Origin of the sequence: Candidatus Enterococcus huntleyi, from assembly GCF_009933175.1 — a bacterium.
Classification (GTDB): domain Bacteria; phylum Bacillota; class Bacilli; order Lactobacillales; family Enterococcaceae; genus Enterococcus_K; species Enterococcus_K huntleyi.
The window spans coordinates 112,334-130,523 of record NZ_MAEJ01000015.1 but is presented as its reverse complement, the minus strand read 5'-3'; the positions used below and the strand labels follow the sequence as shown (position 1 = coordinate 130,523).

The 18,190-nt window shown below is 39.2% G+C and carries 19 protein-coding genes; 17 read left to right on the top strand and 2 right to left on the bottom strand.

Going from position 1 to position 18,190, the window contains the following annotated elements:
- The first annotated feature begins 171 nt into the window (after positions 1-171).
- From BAU15_RS09940 to BAU15_RS09885, 12 genes are all read left to right on the top strand, one after another.
- Positions 172-699, top strand: a complete 528-nt coding sequence (locus tag BAU15_RS09940; RefSeq protein ID WP_161842600.1) for a YqeG family HAD IIIA-type phosphatase — start codon at positions 172-174, stop codon at positions 697-699.
- Entirely contained in the window at positions 696-1,805 is a 1,110-nt protein-coding gene (yqeH, locus tag BAU15_RS09935; protein ID WP_161842599.1) for a ribosome biogenesis GTPase YqeH, read from the top strand. Before BAU15_RS09940 ends, yqeH begins: the two co-directional genes overlap by 4 nt.
- A 15-nt stretch (positions 1,806-1,820) precedes the next feature.
- A complete protein-coding gene (gene yhbY, locus BAU15_RS09930) occupies positions 1,821-2,132 on the top strand; it encodes a ribosome assembly RNA-binding protein YhbY (protein ID WP_161842598.1) in 312 nt (103 codons plus the stop codon).
- Positions 2,133-2,193: 61 nt separating this feature from the next.
- Entirely contained in the window at positions 2,194-2,796 is a 603-nt protein-coding gene (locus BAU15_RS09925; protein ID WP_237580175.1) for a nicotinate-nucleotide adenylyltransferase, read from the top strand.
- Positions 2,786-3,370 (top strand): bis(5'-nucleosyl)-tetraphosphatase (symmetrical) YqeK, encoded by a 585-nt coding sequence (gene yqeK / locus BAU15_RS09920; RefSeq protein ID WP_161842596.1) that lies wholly within the window; start codon positions 2,786-2,788, stop codon positions 3,368-3,370. The genes BAU15_RS09925 and yqeK overlap by 11 nt, the downstream gene beginning before the upstream one ends.
- Before the next feature lie 45 nt (positions 3,371-3,415).
- On the top strand, positions 3,416-3,754 hold the full coding sequence (rsfS, locus tag BAU15_RS09915) for a ribosome silencing factor (RefSeq protein ID WP_161842595.1): 339 nt from the start codon (positions 3,416-3,418) through the stop codon (positions 3,752-3,754).
- Position 3,755: 1 nt separating this feature from the next.
- Positions 3,756-4,493, top strand: coding sequence for a class I SAM-dependent DNA methyltransferase (locus BAU15_RS09910; RefSeq protein ID WP_161842623.1), 738 nt, complete (start codon positions 3,756-3,758; stop codon positions 4,491-4,493).
- 129 nt (positions 4,494-4,622) lie between these two features.
- Positions 4,623-5,801 (top strand): nucleotidyltransferase, encoded by a 1,179-nt coding sequence (locus tag BAU15_RS09905; protein WP_161842622.1) that lies wholly within the window; start codon positions 4,623-4,625, stop codon positions 5,799-5,801.
- Positions 5,794-6,591, top strand: a complete 798-nt coding sequence (locus BAU15_RS09900; RefSeq protein ID WP_161842594.1) for a class I SAM-dependent methyltransferase — start codon at positions 5,794-5,796, stop codon at positions 6,589-6,591. Before BAU15_RS09905 ends, BAU15_RS09900 begins: the two co-directional genes overlap by 8 nt.
- A gap of 131 nt (positions 6,592-6,722) precedes the next feature.
- Positions 6,723-7,439, top strand: a complete 717-nt coding sequence (locus tag BAU15_RS09895; RefSeq protein ID WP_161842593.1) for a YebC/PmpR family DNA-binding transcriptional regulator — start codon at positions 6,723-6,725, stop codon at positions 7,437-7,439.
- Between the two features lie 351 nt (positions 7,440-7,790).
- Positions 7,791-9,479 carry a metallophosphoesterase gene (locus tag BAU15_RS09890; protein WP_161842592.1) on the top strand — a complete coding sequence of 563 codons (1,689 nt, stop codon included), beginning with the start codon at positions 7,791-7,793 and terminating at the stop codon, positions 9,477-9,479.
- 667 nt (positions 9,480-10,146) lie between these two features.
- Complete coding sequence (locus BAU15_RS09885) at positions 10,147-10,782, top strand: hypothetical protein (protein WP_161842591.1); 636 nt, start codon at positions 10,147-10,149, stop codon at positions 10,780-10,782.
- Positions 10,783-10,841: 59 nt separating this feature from the next.
- Here the strand turns inward: BAU15_RS09885 and helD are convergent, their stop codons facing one another.
- Positions 10,842-13,121 (bottom strand): RNA polymerase recycling motor HelD, encoded by a 2,280-nt coding sequence (gene helD / locus BAU15_RS09880; protein ID WP_161842590.1) that lies wholly within the window; start codon positions 13,119-13,121, stop codon positions 10,842-10,844.
- 175 nt (positions 13,122-13,296) lie between these two features.
- On the bottom strand, positions 13,297-13,878 hold the full coding sequence (locus BAU15_RS09875) for a YdcF family protein (RefSeq protein WP_161842589.1): 582 nt from the start codon (positions 13,876-13,878) through the stop codon (positions 13,297-13,299).
- 139 nt (positions 13,879-14,017) lie between these two features.
- Between BAU15_RS09875 and BAU15_RS09870 the strand changes: the two genes are divergently transcribed.
- From BAU15_RS09870 to BAU15_RS09850, 5 genes are all read left to right on the top strand, one after another.
- The gene (locus BAU15_RS09870) at positions 14,018-14,881 is read left to right on the top strand and encodes an aminoglycoside 6-adenylyltransferase (RefSeq protein ID WP_161842588.1); all 864 of its coding nucleotides are present in this window, start codon (positions 14,018-14,020) and stop codon (positions 14,879-14,881) included.
- Between the two features lie 366 nt (positions 14,882-15,247).
- Entirely contained in the window at positions 15,248-17,032 is a 1,785-nt protein-coding gene (locus tag BAU15_RS09865) for a heavy metal translocating P-type ATPase (protein WP_161842587.1), read from the top strand.
- 147 nt (positions 17,033-17,179) lie between these two features.
- On the top strand, positions 17,180-17,632 hold the full coding sequence (locus BAU15_RS09860) for an ASCH domain-containing protein (protein WP_161842586.1): 453 nt from the start codon (positions 17,180-17,182) through the stop codon (positions 17,630-17,632).
- A 124-nt stretch (positions 17,633-17,756) separates the two neighbouring features.
- Complete coding sequence (locus tag BAU15_RS09855) at positions 17,757-17,933, top strand: 2-hydroxymuconate tautomerase (protein ID WP_161842585.1); 177 nt, start codon at positions 17,757-17,759, stop codon at positions 17,931-17,933.
- Between the two features lie 84 nt (positions 17,934-18,017).
- A complete protein-coding gene (locus BAU15_RS09850) occupies positions 18,018-18,155 on the top strand; it encodes a hypothetical protein (protein WP_161842584.1) in 138 nt (45 codons plus the stop codon).
- The last annotated feature ends 35 nt before the right edge of the window (positions 18,156-18,190 follow it).

Here is an 18,190-nt window from a genome sequence, read left to right as displayed (position 1 = left end):
AAAACAGCGAGCTAAGAGTATCAAGAGCTAGTTGAATGCTAGGGTTTGACGCTAGTCTGAGGCTTTTTAGATTTCTACATCAGAATAGTAGTTTTTTTGCGAGAAATAACGTATAATATGGGGTTGAGGAGTACAAAACGTACTCCTTCATTTTTTACTCAAGGAGACGCTATGTTTTCAAATTATAAACCAACTTGGATGGTCGAGGCCATCTACCAAATTACACCAGAACAATTGAAAAAAAAGGGAATTAAAGCAGTCTTGACGGATTTGGATAATACGTTAATTGCCTGGAATAACCCAGATGGAACAGAAGAACTATTGAACTGGATCCTAGAAATGAAAAACGCCGGTATACCGGTCGTTGTTGTCTCAAATAATAAATCGAGTCGTGTAGAACGAGCGATTGAACGATTTGAACTTGATTATGTGGCCCGCGCATTGAAACCTTTTGCTCGTGGAATTAAGGCAGCACAAAAGAAACTTAATCTGTCTAATGAGGAAATCGTCATGGTTGGCGATCAAATTATGACGGATATTCGTGGCGCAAATAGCGCTGGCGTAAGAAGTATTCTGGTCCGACCGATTGTCGACACAGATGGTTGGAATACTAGAATTAATCGCTTTTTTGAGCGTAAGATTATGCGTGTATTACTGAAAAAACATCCTGAGATGAAATGGCGAGGTGAAATTCAATGACAGAAGCAATTCATTGTATCGGCTGTGGAGCTGAGATTCAAACTGAAATACCTGGAAAATTAGGTTATACACCGAATGGCGCATTGGAGAAAGGACTAGAGTCGGGCGAAGTTTATTGCCAACGTTGTTTTCGTTTAAGACACTATAATGATATCCAAGACGTTCATTTAACGGATGATGATTTTCTACGATTGTTGAACAGTTTAGGCCAAGAAGAGGCGTTGATTGTTAACGTCGTTGATATTTTTGATTTTAATGGTTCATTGATTCCTGGATTACACCGCTTTGTCGGTAATAATCCTGTGTTACTCGTAGGAAATAAAGTCGATATCTTACCTAAATCATTAAAGAAATCTAAAATGAAGCAGTGGATGGTCGAACGAGCACATGAAGCAGGTTTACGCCCCGTCGATGTCTTATTGACGAGTGCCAAAAAAGCCAGTGAGATGGAAGATTTGTTAGCAATGATTGAAAAATATCGTGAAGGCCGCAATGTCTATGTTGTTGGCGTGACGAATGTTGGGAAATCTACCTTAATTAATCAGATTATCAAACAGACAGCTGGTGTTCAAGATTTAATCACGACCTCTCAGTTTCCTGGGACAACCCTGGATAAGATTGAGATTCCACTAGATGATGGTCATTTCCTAATCGACACACCAGGAATTATTCATCGTCATCAAATGGCTCATTATTTAGGTAAAAAAGATTTACGTATTATTGCACCGACAAAAGAGATTAAACCAAAAATTTATCAATTAAATGCTGGTCAAACTCTTTTCTTAGGTGGATTGGCTCGCTTTGACTTTATTCAAGGGGATAAAAGTTCATTTATCGCTTATGTATCGAATGATATTGAGCCACATCGGACAAAACTTGAGAATGCTGATGCTTTTTATGCGAAGCATGTGGGTGGCCTAATTCAACCACCACGGGTTGATGAAGTCGCTGATTTCCCTGAATTGATTCGTTTCGAGTTTTCAATAAAAGAAAAAACAGATATAGTTTTTGCTGGTTTAGGTTGGATTACAGTTACGAGTCCGGGAGTTGTTGCTGGATGGGCGCCAAAAGGTGTCGATGTAATCAGACGTAAGGCATTGATTTAAGAAAGAAGGACAACTATGGCATTACGCGGAAAACAAAAAAGATTTTTACGAAGTAGCGCACATCACTTGCAGCCTATTTTCCAAGTAGGTAAAGGTGGCATGAATGAAGCGATGTGGGTTCAGATTGACGAGGCGCTTATGAAGCGTGAATTAATCAAAATTAGCTTGCTACAAAATACAGATGAAGTCGCCGAAGAGGTTGCTGAAATCTTAGAAAATGAAATTCATTGTCAAGTCGTTCAGATTATTGGACGTGTCTTGGTGTTATACAAACCTTCAGAAAAAGAAAAATATCAAAAAATTTCTAAAGAAGTCCACGCGATTTAAAAAAGGTGGTGCGATCATGAGTAGACAAAGACAGTCAGAGAATAGAACGACCGTGTTAACAATGCCCGAAGAAGTCGGAACGCCGGCTAGAAAACAAGTCGGTATTTTAGGTGGGAATTTTAATCCTGTCCATTGGACTCATTTAATGATTGCTGATCAAGTGGGGCAAAGTTTAGGGTTGGATAAAGTCTATCTAATGCCTTCATTCTTACCCCCCCATGTTGATGAGAAAAAAACGATTGCAGCTGAACATCGTTTGGCAATGCTAGAACTTGCCGTTGAGGATAATCCTTTATTGGCGATTGAAACGTTGGAGCTTGAGCGAAAAGGCAAGAGCTACACGTATGAAACGATGAAAGCGTTGAAAGAAAAAAATCCAGAGACAGATTATTATTTTATTATTGGTGGCGACATGGTGGAATATCTGCCAAAATGGCATCGGATTGAAGAATTAGTCGAGCTGGTGAATTTTGTTGGGATTAAACGCTTGGACTACGGCACAGAAACACCTTATCCAATTATTTGGGTAGATGTGCCTGAGAGTGATTTAAGCTCATCGATGATTCGAAAAAAAGTGACGAGTGGCTGTAGCATTCGTTATCTAGTTCCTGATAAAGTGCGTGACTATATTCAAGAGAAGGAGTTGTATCTTGATGAATTATAGTGAAGCTTATACACCTTATGCGCGGGAAGAATTAATGCAAAAAGTGCAGATGCGCATGAGTGAACGCCGTTTTAAACATGTTCTAGGTGTGGAAGAAACAGCGATTGCTTTGGCTGAAAAATATGGCGCTTCGCCTGAAAAAGCCAGTGTCGCTGCCTTAACCCATGATTATGCTAAAGAGCGACCGGATGACGAATTTATTATGGTCATCAAACGCGATGGCTATGACAAAGAACTGCTGAATTACGGCAACGCAATTTGGCATGGACTGGTGGGAGCTGATTTCGTTTCTCGCGAGCTGGGAATTATGGATGAAGAGATTTTATCAGCGATTCGTCTGCATACGACGGGTGCTGCCGAGATGAGTTTATTAGATAAAATTATCTATGTAGCAGATTACATCGAACCCGGGCGCTCATTTCCAGGGGTCAAAGAAGCACGTGAACTGGCGTTAATTGATTTAGATGAGGCAGTTGCGTTTGAAACGAAGCATACGCTAGCACATTTATTAGCACAAGAACAACAGATTTATCCAAAAACAATCGAAACATATAACTACTGGGTAGCTAAATAAGTTACCGTCTAAATCAAGGAGGGAATTATCATAGATAGTCAACAAATGTTAGAGATTGCAGTAAAAGCAGCTGATTCAAAGCGTGCTGAGGACATTATGGTTTTAGACGTAAGAGAGATTTCTTTATTAGCAGATTATTTTATCATCTGCTCGGGAAATAGTGAACGTCAAATCAATGCAATCGTTGAAGAAGTAATTGATCAAGAAGAACAACAACAAGTTGAAGTGAAACGGGTTGAGGGAAAAGACGGCGGCAAATGGGTCCTAATCGATCTAGGTGACGTGATTGTTCATGTCTTCCACAATTCAGAACGTAGCTTCTATAACTTAGAAAAATTATGGTCAGATGCACCATTGGTTAGTATCAACGAGTGGGTTAGCTAATATGGCTTACGAAACCTTTGCATTTGTTTATGATGAGGTCATGGATAGCAATCTGTATGAGCAGTGGCTCGCTTTTTCTAAGCGCCACTTTCCTGAAACTACCAAGGAAGTCTTCGAACTTGCTTGCGGAACGGGTGCTTTAGCAGTGGCTTTTGCTAAGGATGGCTATCAGGTGACAGGTTTAGATTTGTCAGAAGAGATGTTGATGATTGCCAGTAATCGAGCAGTCGAAGAAGAGGTTGACGTTCAGTTTGTCCAAGGAAATATGTTGGACTTATCTGAAGTTGGGCAATATGAAGCAATCACTTGTTTTTCAGATTCGTTATGCTACATGTCAAATAGACAAGAGGTTCAACAAGTTTTTGATGAAGTCTATCAAGCCCTAACAGACGAGGGGACTTTCATTTTTGATGTGCATTCTGTTTATCAAGTAGATACAGTCTTTCCAGAGTATAGTTATCATTATCAAACGGATAACTTTGCTTTTCTGTGGGATAGTTATCCTGGGAAAAAAGAGCATAGTATTGAACATTTTTTGACATTTTTTATTGAGGATCCTGATGAAGCTGGTCATTTCTTACGTGAGGATGAACTGCATCAAGAAAGAACCTATACAATGGAAAATTATCTCACAATGTTGGAAAGTGCGGGCTTTAGTCAAGTCAAAACGTATGCTGATTATACCGATGAGGCACCGACTGATACGAGTCAGCGTTGGTTCTTTGTTTGCCAAAAATAATAACCTGCCATTCAAAGGTTGGGACAGTGCCTTTAGTGGCTGTCTCAATCTTTTTTGTTATTTAAATAAGTGGAAATGAATAATTAATATTTCATGATGCGAGCGATTGTAAAAGAAAGGAGTGGCTCTATGCAAGCTTGTGGCGTAGTGGTTGAATACAACCCGTTTCACAATGGTCATTTGTACCATCTTAAGAAAGCACGAGAAGTTAGTCAGGCTGATATTATAATTGCTGTCATGAGTGGGAATTTTTTGCAGCGGGGAGAACCGGCTATTTTTGATAAATGGCTCAGAGCTAATGAAGCTTTACAAAATGGCGCCGACTTAGTGATTGAGTTGCCTGTAGAATGGGCGGTCCAGTCTGCGGATTATTTTGCTAAAGGAGCGATTCAGATCTTACAAGAATTAGCTTGTGAGAGTCTCTGTTTTGGTACAGATAGTACAGCTTCTTTTGACTATGAAGCTTTTGGCTTGTTTGTAAAAGAAAATCCAGCAGAAATTGAACAGACATTTCAGTCTTTGAAGGAGACTTCTTTATCCTATGCGCAGAAAATGACGGAAGTGTTTCAGACGATCTATCCTGACATGGCATTGGATTTTTCCTCACCAAATCACATTTTAGGATTAAGCTATGCCAAAGAGAATGCATTATATAACACACCAATGACGATTTATCCGATTCGTAGAGAAGGTGCGGAGTACCATGAGTCTCAATTCTCATCAGAAAAAATAGCTAGTGCCACGGCTATTAGAAAAGCCAAAATTGAAAACAAAGAGACGAATAATTATGTTCCTAGGCAGACGCAAATTGATTTATTTGCTCAGCATGCATCGACATGGGCAGATTACTGGCCCTATTTGCGTTACAAGATTCTTTCAACGGAGATTGAAGAATTAAGACAAGTTTATCAAATGACAGAGGGTTTAGAATATCGCTTAAAAAAAGCAGCAGTTGTTGCCGAAAATTTTGAGCAATTTATTGATTTAGTTAAAAGTAAACGTTATACGCAAACCAGATTACAACGTTTGGCTTGTTATATTTTGTTAAATATTAAAGCAGCAGAAATTGAGTACCACTGGCAGAATCCCTATCTTCATGTGCTAGGATTTACAAAAAAGGGGCAGGACTATCTTAAAGAGAAAAAGAAAAGCTTGAAGATACCACTTGTCTCAAAGATTGGAAAGAATCAAGAAGAACAGTATCCGCTGCTGATTCGAAGCGATAAAATTTATCAGATGGGTATCAATAAGGAAGAGCAAAATTTTGGTCGGTTTCCATTGAGAGTGGCAGGTGAGAAAGATGAATGAGTATGATAATTTAGAATTCTTCAAAAAATATGCGCAGATGGATCGCTCAAAAAAAGGGCTAAAGGGTGCAGGTGAGTGGCATCAGTTGAAAAGAATGTTGCCTAATATTAAAGGCAAGCGTGTCCTTGATTTAGGATGTGGGTATGGTTGGCATTGTCGCTATGCCTTAGAGAAAGGAGCTGCAAAAGTAGTCGGAATTGATGTTTCTGCACGAATGCTTGCGAAAGCCAAAGAGTTGACGGAACAGTCAATTAATGCTGGAATTGAACAAAAAACTGGACAAGACAGAGCTAGAAAAGCCAGTGTAAATCGCGGTGTGATTGATTACCGATTGATGAAGATGGAAGAGATTGATAAGTTAGCTGAATTAGAAACCTTTGACTGTGTAATCAGTTCTTTAGCGTTACATTATGTTGCTTCCTTTGAAGAAATTGTCCAAAAAGTTCATCGATTATTATCGGAACAAGGCTACTTTGTCTTTTCGGTAGAGCATCCTATATTCACGGCTGAAGGGACAGAAGAATGGTTATATGATGAAGCGGGAGAAATTATTGCATGGCCAGTCGATGATTATTTTGATGAAGGATTGAGAAAAACTAATTTTCTAGGCTCAGTAGTGACTAAATACCATAGAACATTGACGAGTTATGTGAATGACTTATTGCACAATGGCTTCGAATTAGTAGAATTGGTAGAGGCGACACCAGATCCTAGCATGTTAGATTTACCTGGGATGAAAGAAGAATTAAGACGACCAATGATGCTATTATTATCTGCTAGAAAAAAGTAGGAGATAATATCTGGAAAAATATATGCTAGCTTTATGAAAAAAAGCTTCACAGAATCTCTTTTCACAAGTATAATAATACAGGACGTTTTAGATTATAAAAATTACAGATAAAAAGAAAGTGACGTGATATTATGGGTCGTAAATGGGCAAATATTGTAGCGAAAAAAACCGCAAAAGATGCAAATAATAGCCGGATTTATGCAAAATTTGGAATTGAAATTTATGCAGCAGCAAAATCTGGTGATCCTGATCCACACGCGAATCAAAAATTGCGTTTTGTTATTGAACGTGCAAAAACATATAATGTACCGAAACATATCATTGATCGGGCCATCGAGAAAGCGAAGGGTTCTGGCGATGAGCAGTATTCTGAATTACGTTATGAAGGATTTGGACCAAATGGCTCAATGGTAATCGTCGATACTTTAACCAACAATGTCAATCGGACAGCAGCTGATGTTCGTGCCGCTTTTGGTAAAAATGGCGGAAATATGGGCGTTAGTGGTGCTGTTTCTTATATGTTTGATAACACTACTATTTTTGGATTCGCTGGCGATGATGCTGATGAACTACTAGAATATTTAATGGACAAAGATATCGATGTGCGTGATATTTTAGATGAAGAAGGTCAGTTAATCGTGTATGGCGAACCTGAAGATTTTAACGCAATTCAAGTAGCGTTAAAAGAAAAAGGGATTGAAGAATTTTCAGTTGCTGAAATCCAAATGATTGCTCAAAACGAAGTGACTTTAGAAGGCGATGATTTACAAAAATTCGAAAAAATGCTGGATGTATTAGAAGATTTAGAAGATGTCCAACAAATTTTCCATAATGTTGATTTAGACTAAAAATACTAATCTGTCAGCATTTATAATGAGTGCCGAATGATAAAAAAGTAAATAGGGGGCAAAAAGGGGGCGGAATCGAACCACTTCTTTTTGCCTCTCTTTTTTTGGCGAATAAAGGCATAGAGCAGTCGTGTAACCTGCATGATTTATGAATCATATCAAAAAGTTCTTAAAAATAGGCTAGCGCTAGAAGAATATTTTTAGTGCTAGCCTATTTGAATGAAGCTAAAGATTAAGCCTCTGATAAGTGCTGAGTTTTTTATGTGTTTATTCAGTATGGAGCGGTGAAGAAATGCTATAATTAATCAAAGGAAAGAAGCTATATCATAATTAAGAAATGAGGGGGCATGGATGGCAATGAAAAAAGCTGAGAAAGAGCTTGTTAAAAAAGAGCAAGTTCATTTACAAACCCAAGCTGAGACCTCATTACCTGTAGCTTTGACTCAGCGATTTGAATTATATCCAGAAAATAAGCGTCGACCGGTGAACAAAACCGTTTTTAAAAACAATTACTTCCAGTTGACCTATAACACGAGAGAAAATACGTTGGAAGTCTCGTCTATCGGGAACCTTGTCTATTCGGCAATTCCCTATGATACAGGGAGAAACTATTTGCAGCGAGCAGCTATTCAGTACCTCTTACATCCTGAGGAAGTTCGCGAGTATTTAGAGCGCCATCAAACCAATGTTGAGCAGTATTTGGCATTGAGTATCTTTCAATTAACAAATAAACGGGTAGATAAAAAATCACCTGAAGTTGCTCAAGCTTATCAAGCGATTTTACAAAATCCGTTATTAGAGATTCAAGTGGTGGGACGGTTATTACAACATGATGATACTGGACCGCTTTCTGCCAATTTAGCTGGGAAATTTCTGTTTAGTGAAAATGCCAAGACGGGAATAGCTGGTTATCTTTCTGAATACCTAAAATTTGTTGTTCAACTGACCCAATCATTCCCTTTGACGACAGATGGGAGAAATATCGGTGTATTAGAAAACCTTTCGCCGGAGTTTGCTCTAGCAGACAAAGAGCAGCAGCTAATGTTTGATTCTGATATTACGCCTGCGCTGAATACGTTACCTGTGGAGGTTAAACAGCCAATCGAGCAGTCTCTAATGCAGAATACACAGCTGATGGCTACCAATAATCAACCATTATTACGTTCAGAGTTTGGTAAAGAGCTTTCAGATGTTCGTAAAAACTATGTGGCACATAGTGTTGCGCCACAAGAACTGACGCAGTATTTCGAGAATGTCTTGCCGACTGAAAATGACAACTTAGTTAATGTCGTCTCTGATTTGCATATAAGAGATGGGAAATTTCCCTTTAGTAATAAGCACTATAATATTTTGGCTGGCAATGTGATGGATTCAAGGGTCACTAATCAGGTGATCAAGGGAATCTATGTCATAGGAAATCATGAGCTTGCAGCAGTTCTGCCAGAAAATTCGGATACAACGAGTGAAGAATGGGCTAAGTGGCAACCATTTAAAAATACGAAATGGTTCCAGCTGATTAGAGAAAATCCAAGCGATGCTTGGCCGCTCTTACCAATTGGCGATCATCCGTTTTATCGAGTTGTTCAAAAGGAAATTCAAGCACGTTTTCCTAAAATGACTGTGTTAAATAATAGTAGTGTCATTCATGACGGGATTCGTTATATAGGGTTAACAATCCCAGTGGCTTTGGTTCAACGAAAGAAGAGGCTTCAGCGTTTCATCTTGGCAACTTTGACGAAGCAACTCTCAGAAGACCGCGAAATCCCAACTGTCATCGTTTCTAATGCCCCGTTGTTTAATGAGTTGAGTCGCTTATCGCCACGTAGTCAATCTTACAGCAAAGAGTATGACTGCTCTGAACCAGCAATCAGACAATTATTTGAAGAATTTAATATTATCGGAGCGGTTCATGGACACCACCCAATTCCAGCCGCTTTTGGTCGCTATAAGCTGACTGAATTTGCTGGGCGTGAACGCTTTGTCGTGTGTTCAATCTATTCTGATATGAATACGGGGTTTGATTTGATGAGCCTGATTTGAGTAAGGCTCAGTCACTAAGATCAGACTGTATAAACAAACTAGCAAGTAAATTCTATTCGTTTGAATAGAGTCTACTTGCTAGTTTGTTGTCATCTGATAGATTTATTTATTTTGGTTCTGCTTTTGCTTTGATGAATTTATTTTGAAGCGTGTCACCTACATAGTTGACTAATTTCATGACGTATTGATCAAATAATAGAGCCATAATTAGGGTCATAAAAAGACTTAGCATAACTTCAATAAATTTAGGGTTATGTACAATCAACCTCTCTCAGTATATCAAACTCAGCCGTTATATGGGGAAATAAAAACTAATTAATTTATCACCTATCAGAGGGAGGTTTAGAAAAGTTGTATGCTCGCGGAATAGGTTTGGAATGGTCAAATTAGTTTAGGGGAGTTGTAGGATTACAGCGAACGATTAGAAAGCCTGTATCGTGTTATTTAATAACGATCATTATCTAATTCTTTGTGTAAAGAAGGTATGTTATTTAATTTGAAATTGACGATGATTTGGGTTTTTATTATGAAAGAATTATGCTACTATGAAGAGAGAATAATGTAAGTGATTTTTAAGTAAGTGAACAAGAAAAATTGAACCTTATTTAATTTGATACTTAGGGGCTAAAAAGCATGATATATTGATATATTAAGGAGAATTCAGGTGATGCAAGCAATTATTTTGGAACCTTTTAATCGTATTTTGAGTGGCTATAAGAAAGTTGAAGAACTAGCTGTACCGGTTGAGGCTTGCTCTTACTTGTGTGAACAATATCAGTCATTTGGTGTGCAGAGTTACTTATTGGCGAGTTTTCAATCGACTGGCTATTTGAATCGTTATTTAACTTGTACTTTTGAACATCTGCCAACGTTAGTTTATCGGAAAATTTATCGCATTCCGCTGATCTTTAGGAAATCGACGAATGCGCAATTATTATTTTCAGATAGCTATCGGTTTGAGGGATTTTTACTGTTGTTGGCTTGGTATTTAGAACATCAGCCAGATAAAATTATTATGGATAAACACAAGACCGATTTGAAAAATGGACCGATTTATTTGGATAGTGCTTTTTTGAATTTTCGCTTATCAGAAATTTTTGATGGCGCTGGATTTCCACTAAGTAATTTCAATTCTCTTGAACAATTCATCGAATGGAACCGTATTTATCGCTTGATTAATAATAAAAAAGTCGGTCGACATACAAAAGTATTTGATGAGTCTTCGGAAGAGAATATTTCTGAATTGAGAACTATTTTAAAAATCGTCAGTTTGAAATATGGACCTATGAGTTTTAGCGTATAAAAAGATCGCACCTGTTCAGTAGGATACTACTGATAGGTGCGATTTTTTTTAGAATTCGTTTAAAGTTGAATAGTTTCCACGAGGTTGGCATTCTGATTGGCTACTAATTGGCTTGCTTGTTGATTAGCTAAGAGAGTCAATTCATGCATAGCTCGGGTACAGATTGTATAGAGGACTAATTTATCTTGCTCGGTTGAAAATGTTTCAGCGCCGACATTCCAAGCAAATACTCGATCAAATTCTAAGCCTTTTGCTAGGTAAGCGGGAATAATGATTAGGGAACGTTTCATAAAGTCATCTTCATCGACAATTAGTTGGACCTCTGAATGCAGGGTGCTAGGGAGTTTGTCGTATAAGTCTTGACAGTCCTCGGCATGTTTACAAATAATCGCTGTCCGCCAATACTGAGCCTGCTCCTTTGTTTCTGTAAGGTGTTTCAATAGCCAATTAAGTGTATCGCCTTCTTTAGAAGATTGGACAAGCGTTGGTAATTTACCGTCACGCGCAGTTGTCTCGACTTGTTCCTCTTGGGCTAAAAATTGGTTGGCAAAATCAGTGATTTCTTTTGTTGAACGGTAGCTAGTGGTCAGCTGGAAGCGAGTCACTGGCTGCTCTGGAAATAAGTCGTTGATAGAAGCGACGATTGTTTCGTTGCCGAAGACTTTCTGGTTTAAATCGCCACAGAAGGTCATATTAGCTTTTGGATACAATTGACGTAGCAAAGCGACTTGAGCGGGTGAAAAATCTTGCATCTCGTCAACAAAAATATAACGAGCCTTTTGTAGAACATCCACAGGGTGGAGTTTCTTCAATAGCAAGAAAAACAACACGGCATCTTCTTGTGGAATTTCTTTGTTTTTCAAATGTTGACGCAATTCTTTCAAGGAGTCATTCCATTGTTCCTGGGTAATGCCTTTATCAGCTAAAATCTTTGGCGAAACGTTCTGTAGAAAGTGTAAATATTGTTTTTGTGCATTAATAAATCGATAATTTTGAATGAGCCGTTCAATTTTTCTGAATTTTTTTTCGACTAATTGTTTAGCTATTTTTTTACGGATACTTTTTTCTTTTTCTTCGGTGTAATCCATATCAGGATTTGCTTCAAAGACTTCTTCGATTTTTATGTCGACCATTTCTTTGACCCACGATTGTTTGCGTTCCTCATTTTGAAGTCCACCCAATTTATTCATAAGCTTCGTTTGGAGTAGGACCATCCGTTGGTACATCGGTAATTGCACGTTGGTTGCCTGATACCACCCACGAATTTTTTCTTTTGGCACGACGATTCGTCCATCTAATTTTAAATCACGAAAAAGGGGACCGAACTCAGTGATAGCTTTTGTATAACGAGTCATTTGTTTGACTAGGTATAAGCCACTTTTTAGCCGTTCAATCTTATTTTCATCGCCTGATAAAAAGAGTTCTTCACGATTGACTTCTTCTTTTAGTTCGAGGCCAGGTAGCAGTTGTTCAATATAATTTCTGAAGGTTTGTGTGGGAATGCCACTTTCACCTAAAGAGGGTAAAACTGTCGAGATGTAATCAGTGAATAGATGGTTAGGTGAGAAGAGTAGGACTTGTTCTGACTCTAGCCATTTTCGATTATGATATAGAATAAAAGCGACTCTTTGAAGCAGGGCGGATGTTTTTCCGCTGCCGGCGATTCCTTCAATCAGCATGACTTTACTTTGGCTATCACGGATAATTTGGTTTTGGGATTTTTGGATAGTTGCTACAATATTTTTCATCCGTGAGCTAGACGCTTCATCGAGAATTTCTAGTAGGAAATCGTCGTTAATTGCTTCTGAAGTATCGACCATCGATAAAATTTGGCCCTCTTTTATTTTAAATTGGCGCTTTAATAAGAGCTCAACTTGGAGTTGTTCGTCAACTGATTCGTAGTAAGCTTCACCTAACTCACCTTCGTAGTAGAGGTTGGCGATGGGGGCACGCCAGTCAATCACGAGTGTCTCCTCATCCTTGTTGCGTAAAGAAGCGATACCTAAGTATAAAGTTTCTACTTCATTCTCTTCTTTAAAATCAATGCGAGCAAAGTAGGGACTATCGGACATGGTAGTCAAGGTTTTTATTCTTTTTTCTTGCGTCGCCACCGAATTATATTTGATTAACAGTTCTTGTTCGTGTTGGCGATATTCAACAACGGATTCATAGAATGATTCATTGGAACCCGTGCGTATTTTGAAAGCAGAAGTTTCTTTTGATTGTTGTTCCATCTCTTGTGCGGCTTGTTTATTTTGCTGTGACAAGAGTTGTTTTTCTAGGTTTATTAAAGTAATCGTCTCAGTGACATGTTGCTGTTCGATTTGTTTTTCATTCATGTATGCAGTCCTCCTAGGCGTCCAATGACGACATAAAAGTATAGCACAAAAAAACCAGAAAAGATAATTTTCTCGTTTTAGTTTGTGCTAGACTATAAGTGTCAGCGTATGATCGAAAAAAAGTGAATAATTTGTAGATTACTTATGGGTAATCGTGGATAGAAAGCGCATTGTTCTACCAATCGAAAAGAAAGCCGTAGCCTAGAGCGAGAATCTCTCGTAGGTAGTTAGAAACAGTTGCAGACGTCTTCGATTTTGCAGAAAGACCGCTGACCTGTGTAACGCCTTGTCTCTTGGCGAGCATTTGAGCACGGTACATATGGAAATCATTGGTAACAACGGCCACTTTATCTAGAGTATATCGTTCATTTGAAAACTGGATATTTTCTTGGGTTCTTTTGGATTGATCTTCGAGCAGGATGGAATTTTTAGGAATTCCTTTGTCAATCAGGTAGCTGGACATGACCGCCGCTTCTGTAGTAGGTTCATCAGCGCCTTTTCCGCCACTGACGATAATAGTTATTTTTGGATGCTCTGTCCAGTAGTCAAATGCCGCATCCAAACGTTCTTTTAAAACAGGACTGGGGTAAGCTTCCGTCTCGTCCTTGCCGCGGATTTGCGCACCTAAGACAAGCAAGGTTTGGACGTCTTCTGCTGGTGTCGCTTTTGTTTGGCTGAATAATAGACCGATGATTAAGAGTGCATAGCAAGCGCCAATTGCTAAGAGGATACTTATGTATTTTTGCCACTTTTTCATAGAATGAGTCCTTTCTATTTGATAAACTAAGTGTAGCAAAGAAAAGAAATAGATGTAGAAATTCCTATGAATTTAGGGTTTTCTTTATAACTTTTAGAATAAATTAATCATATAGTATGTAAGGGTGAGGTGTAAGAGAGTGAGAACAGAAGCTGAAATGATGCAACAAATTATTGATATCGCGAGAAGACGTCCAGAAATTTTGGCCGTCGGGATGAATGGTTCGAGAACAAATCGGAGAGCACCTAAAGATCAATTTCAAGATTATGATATTGTGTATGTCGTCAATGATTTGGCAAAGCTGCTGGCTGATCGGTCTTGGTTAGATGAATTCGGCGAACGGTTGATTATGCAAACGCCAGAAGAAATGGCTTTATTTGCGCCTAGTCTAGGGAAACGTTTTACCTTTTTGATGCAATTCACGGATGATACGCGGATTGACTTGATGCTGTGTCCCTTATCAGAAGTTGAGAATTGGTTAAAAGAGGATCGTCTGATTGAAATAATCTATGATCCTTCACATATTTTACCTGCAGTGCCACGAGCGACAGACAAGGATTATTGGGTACAGAAACCAACGAATAGAGAATTTTCAGATTGTTGCAATGAATTTTGGTGGGTCAGTACCTATGTCGTCAAAGGACTTTTCCGAAAAGAGTTGGCCTATGCGCGAGATCATTTGTATATGCATTGTTATCAGGAATTATTGCGTCTATTTAGTTGGCAGATAGGGGAAGAGACCCACTATTCATTGAGTGTTGGGAAGAATTACAAATATTTGAGTCGCTATCTCAGTGAGGCGGAAAATCAGGCCTTAGATAATTTACTTGATTTGCGAACAGAGGATAGCTGCTGGCGAAGTTTGTGTAATATGGAAGCTTTATTCCACCAGACTGCTGAAAAATATGCTGAAACTAGTGGTCTGCGCTATGAGGGGAATCAGGGTCAGGCATTGATGAGTTATACGCATCGTTGGTATGATCAGGCAAAAGCTCGAGGCTGATGTCGGGTTTAGAAAGCCCGTGGACGGATTTATGAATCGTAGATAAGTAATTGCGAAATGAAAATAATTGATAACGAGAAAATAGGAGTAGAACTGTGTCAGGGTTCTGCTCTTTTTTTGCTATGCTGGTTGTGGCGAATTGTTATCTGAAGCGTTTTAGTTGAGATGAGAGTGATAGTTGTTTTCATCTAAGGGTTATCGGTTTATTCTCGCTGATTTATGAATTACTCTGAATGAAGAAGAACAGGACTAATTTATAAGAGACGGCTGCTGATTTATTAGCAATAAATACTTTAGAAATCTTATGAAGTAATCCGATTGAGGAAATAGAGACGCGTGGTAGATTCCATAGAGGAGGAGAAAGAGATGGGTCATTTCAAAAAATTCATTTTCACTTTATTTGTCGGTGTGTTGGCACTGGTATTGGAGTTTGTCTTCCATAAGCCTACTTTGTCATATTTATTGGTCATGTTGGTTGGGGGAATCATGGCGTTTCTGATGTTATTAGAGATGATCAAGACGTTAAAATCGGGGAAGTATGGCGTCGATATTTTAGCTATCACGGCGATTGTTGCAACTTTAGCGGTAGGAGAATATTGGGCTAGTCTGATGGTCTTAATTATGCTGACGGGTGGCGATAGTTTGGAGGATTATGCGGGACGTCAAGCCAGCAAAGAGTTGCGTGCTTTATTAGATAATTCACCGCAAGTTGCCCATAAAATTGTCGAAGGTCAGATAACCGAGATTGCAGTGGATGAGGTGGCAATCAAAGACCAATTATTGATTAAGCCTGGGGAAATTGTACCGGTGGATAGTCTTATAATTGAAGGCGAATCGACATTTGACGAGTCTTCATTGACAGGAGAATCAACGCCTGCTGAAAAGAAAGTTGGCGATGAATTGATGTCTGGTAGTGTGAATGGTGATTTTTCAGTGACAGTCAGGGTGACTAAATCGGCGATGGATAGTCAGTACCAAACCATAATCAAGCTCGTGAAGGAATCTGAAAGTCGGCCGGCAGAATTCGTTCGTATGGCGGATCGTTATGCGGTGCCATTTACATTAGCTGCGTATTTAATTGGGGGAATCGCTTGGATTATTACTAAAGATCCGGTTCGATTTGCAGAAGTTTTAGTTGTGGCTTCTCCCTGCCCGCTAATTTTGGCGGCACCGATTGCATTAGTTGCTGGAATGAGTCGTTCCAGTCGAAACGGAATTGTTGTCAAAACAGGCACCACTTTGGAAAAACTAGCTGACGCTAAATCGTTTGCTTTTGATAAAACTGGGACGATTACCAAAGGACAACTTTCGATTGATCAAGTCGTTCCCTTATCGCCAATGACGAAGGAAATCTTTCTTCAATATGTAGCCAGTGCCGAACAAGAGTCTAGTCATATTTTAGCGCGCTCCATTAGTAGCGAAACGAAAGGACAGTTTGATTTGTTACCGGTCACTAATTTGGAGGAAGTGACTGGTTCAGGAATTAAAGCGGTCGTTAATCAGCATGAGATTAGGATTGGGCGAGCAGAATTTGCTCACACAGTCCCATTAGAAACCGCTCAAACAATCATCTATGTGTCACTGGATAATCAACCGGTGGGCTACATGACATTTAAAGATATTGTTCGGGCAGAGTCGAGGGAAACGCTAGCTGAATTGAAACAATTGGGTGTGCAACAGTTGGTTATGTTGACCGGAGATCAAGTAGAGATTGCTGAGGAGATTGCGCAACAAGTCGGGATTACTAAAGTCTATGCGCGCTGCTTACCCAAAGATAAAATTAAGGTTCTTCGAGCGGCAAAAAAAGAAGAGCGGCCAATCGTGATGGTGGGTGATGGCGTCAATGATGCGCCTGCACTAGCCGTTGCTGATATCGGAATTGCGATGGGCGCACATGGCTCGACGGCGGCCAGCGAAAGTGCGGATGCCGTTATATTAAAGGATGATTTGACGCGTGTGGCGACAGCTGTGAAAATTGCACAGGAAACGATGCGCATTGCGAAACAATCGGTTTTAATCGGTATTTTCATTTGTGTCATTTTGATGCTCATTGCAAGTACGGGAGTTATCCCGGCATTACTAGGTGCCGCGTTACAGGAAGTAGTCGATACAGTCTCAATTTTGAGTGCGCTACGAGCGAAAAATGATTAATCAATATTTTATAAATAATTGGTAACGAAGCTGAGTGAAATTATCTGAAGAGAGTTCAAACTTTTAGTTCTGTTTAATCGTGTACATGTTATTTTTATGTCAAAGAGTGACTATGGTATACTTGATAAAAACTGAGTGGGTGTCCAAATGAAAAATTTAACGAGTCAAATGTATTGGGCGAATTTTGCACAGGAAAATAAACTAAGTGATAGCTATCAAGCTTGGTCTTTCGGAAATACAGCAGAAATGGCTGATGAGCTGGTTGAGTTGGTGCTTCGTGGAGAGAAAACAGCGACTACTTCGGCTTACCCAAGTTACCAAGTAGAGGGAGAAGAAATACCCAAAGTTGGCGAATACAGTGTAGTCTTAGACGGGGCAGGGCAACCAAAGGCAATTATCCGTACAACCAAAATTGAATTGATTCCGTACAACCAAATTTCTGAAGAGTATGCTTTTTTAGAAGGGGAGGGCGATAAAAGTTTGGCTTATTGGCAAGCAGCGCATGAAACTTTTTTCAGGGAAACACTTGAAGAAGCTGGACTCATTTTTACACAAGAGATGCTTTGTGTATGCGAATATTTTGAGTGTGTCTACAAGTAGTCGCTAGCAAAAAGAGGGCGTTTGTAGAGAATGATTAAAATAAAGTGCAACAAAAAGGGCTTTTCTATCTGTTAGAAAAAGTATATCATTAAGGAAACAAATCGAAGGGAAAGGTGGAAAAATTATGCCATTTGTACATGTAGAATTAATCGAAGGCCGTTCAAAAGAGCAGCTTGACGGAATGATGAAGGATATCACTGAGGCGGTCCACAAAAATACCGGTGCGCCGAAAGAACATATTCATGTAATTGTCAATGAAATGAAAAAGGGCACTTATGCAGTTGACGGAGCGTGGAAGTAGTCGCTGAAAAAAGACAAAATATTTTCATCGCGAAAGACTTGCTTTTTTTCGGCAGAAGTGTTTAAATTAACACATAATTGATTGATGAGAAAGACACCTGCACTTGTTTGTCGTCTAGTAGAGAGGAAAACCTTGGCTGAAAGTTTTCTAGATTTGACACAAGGAATGACCACTTTCGAAACCTTTGTCGAAACAAAGGCGGTCGGACCGTTACCACGCTGAGGAACACAATAAGTGTTTGAACATTAGGTGGAACC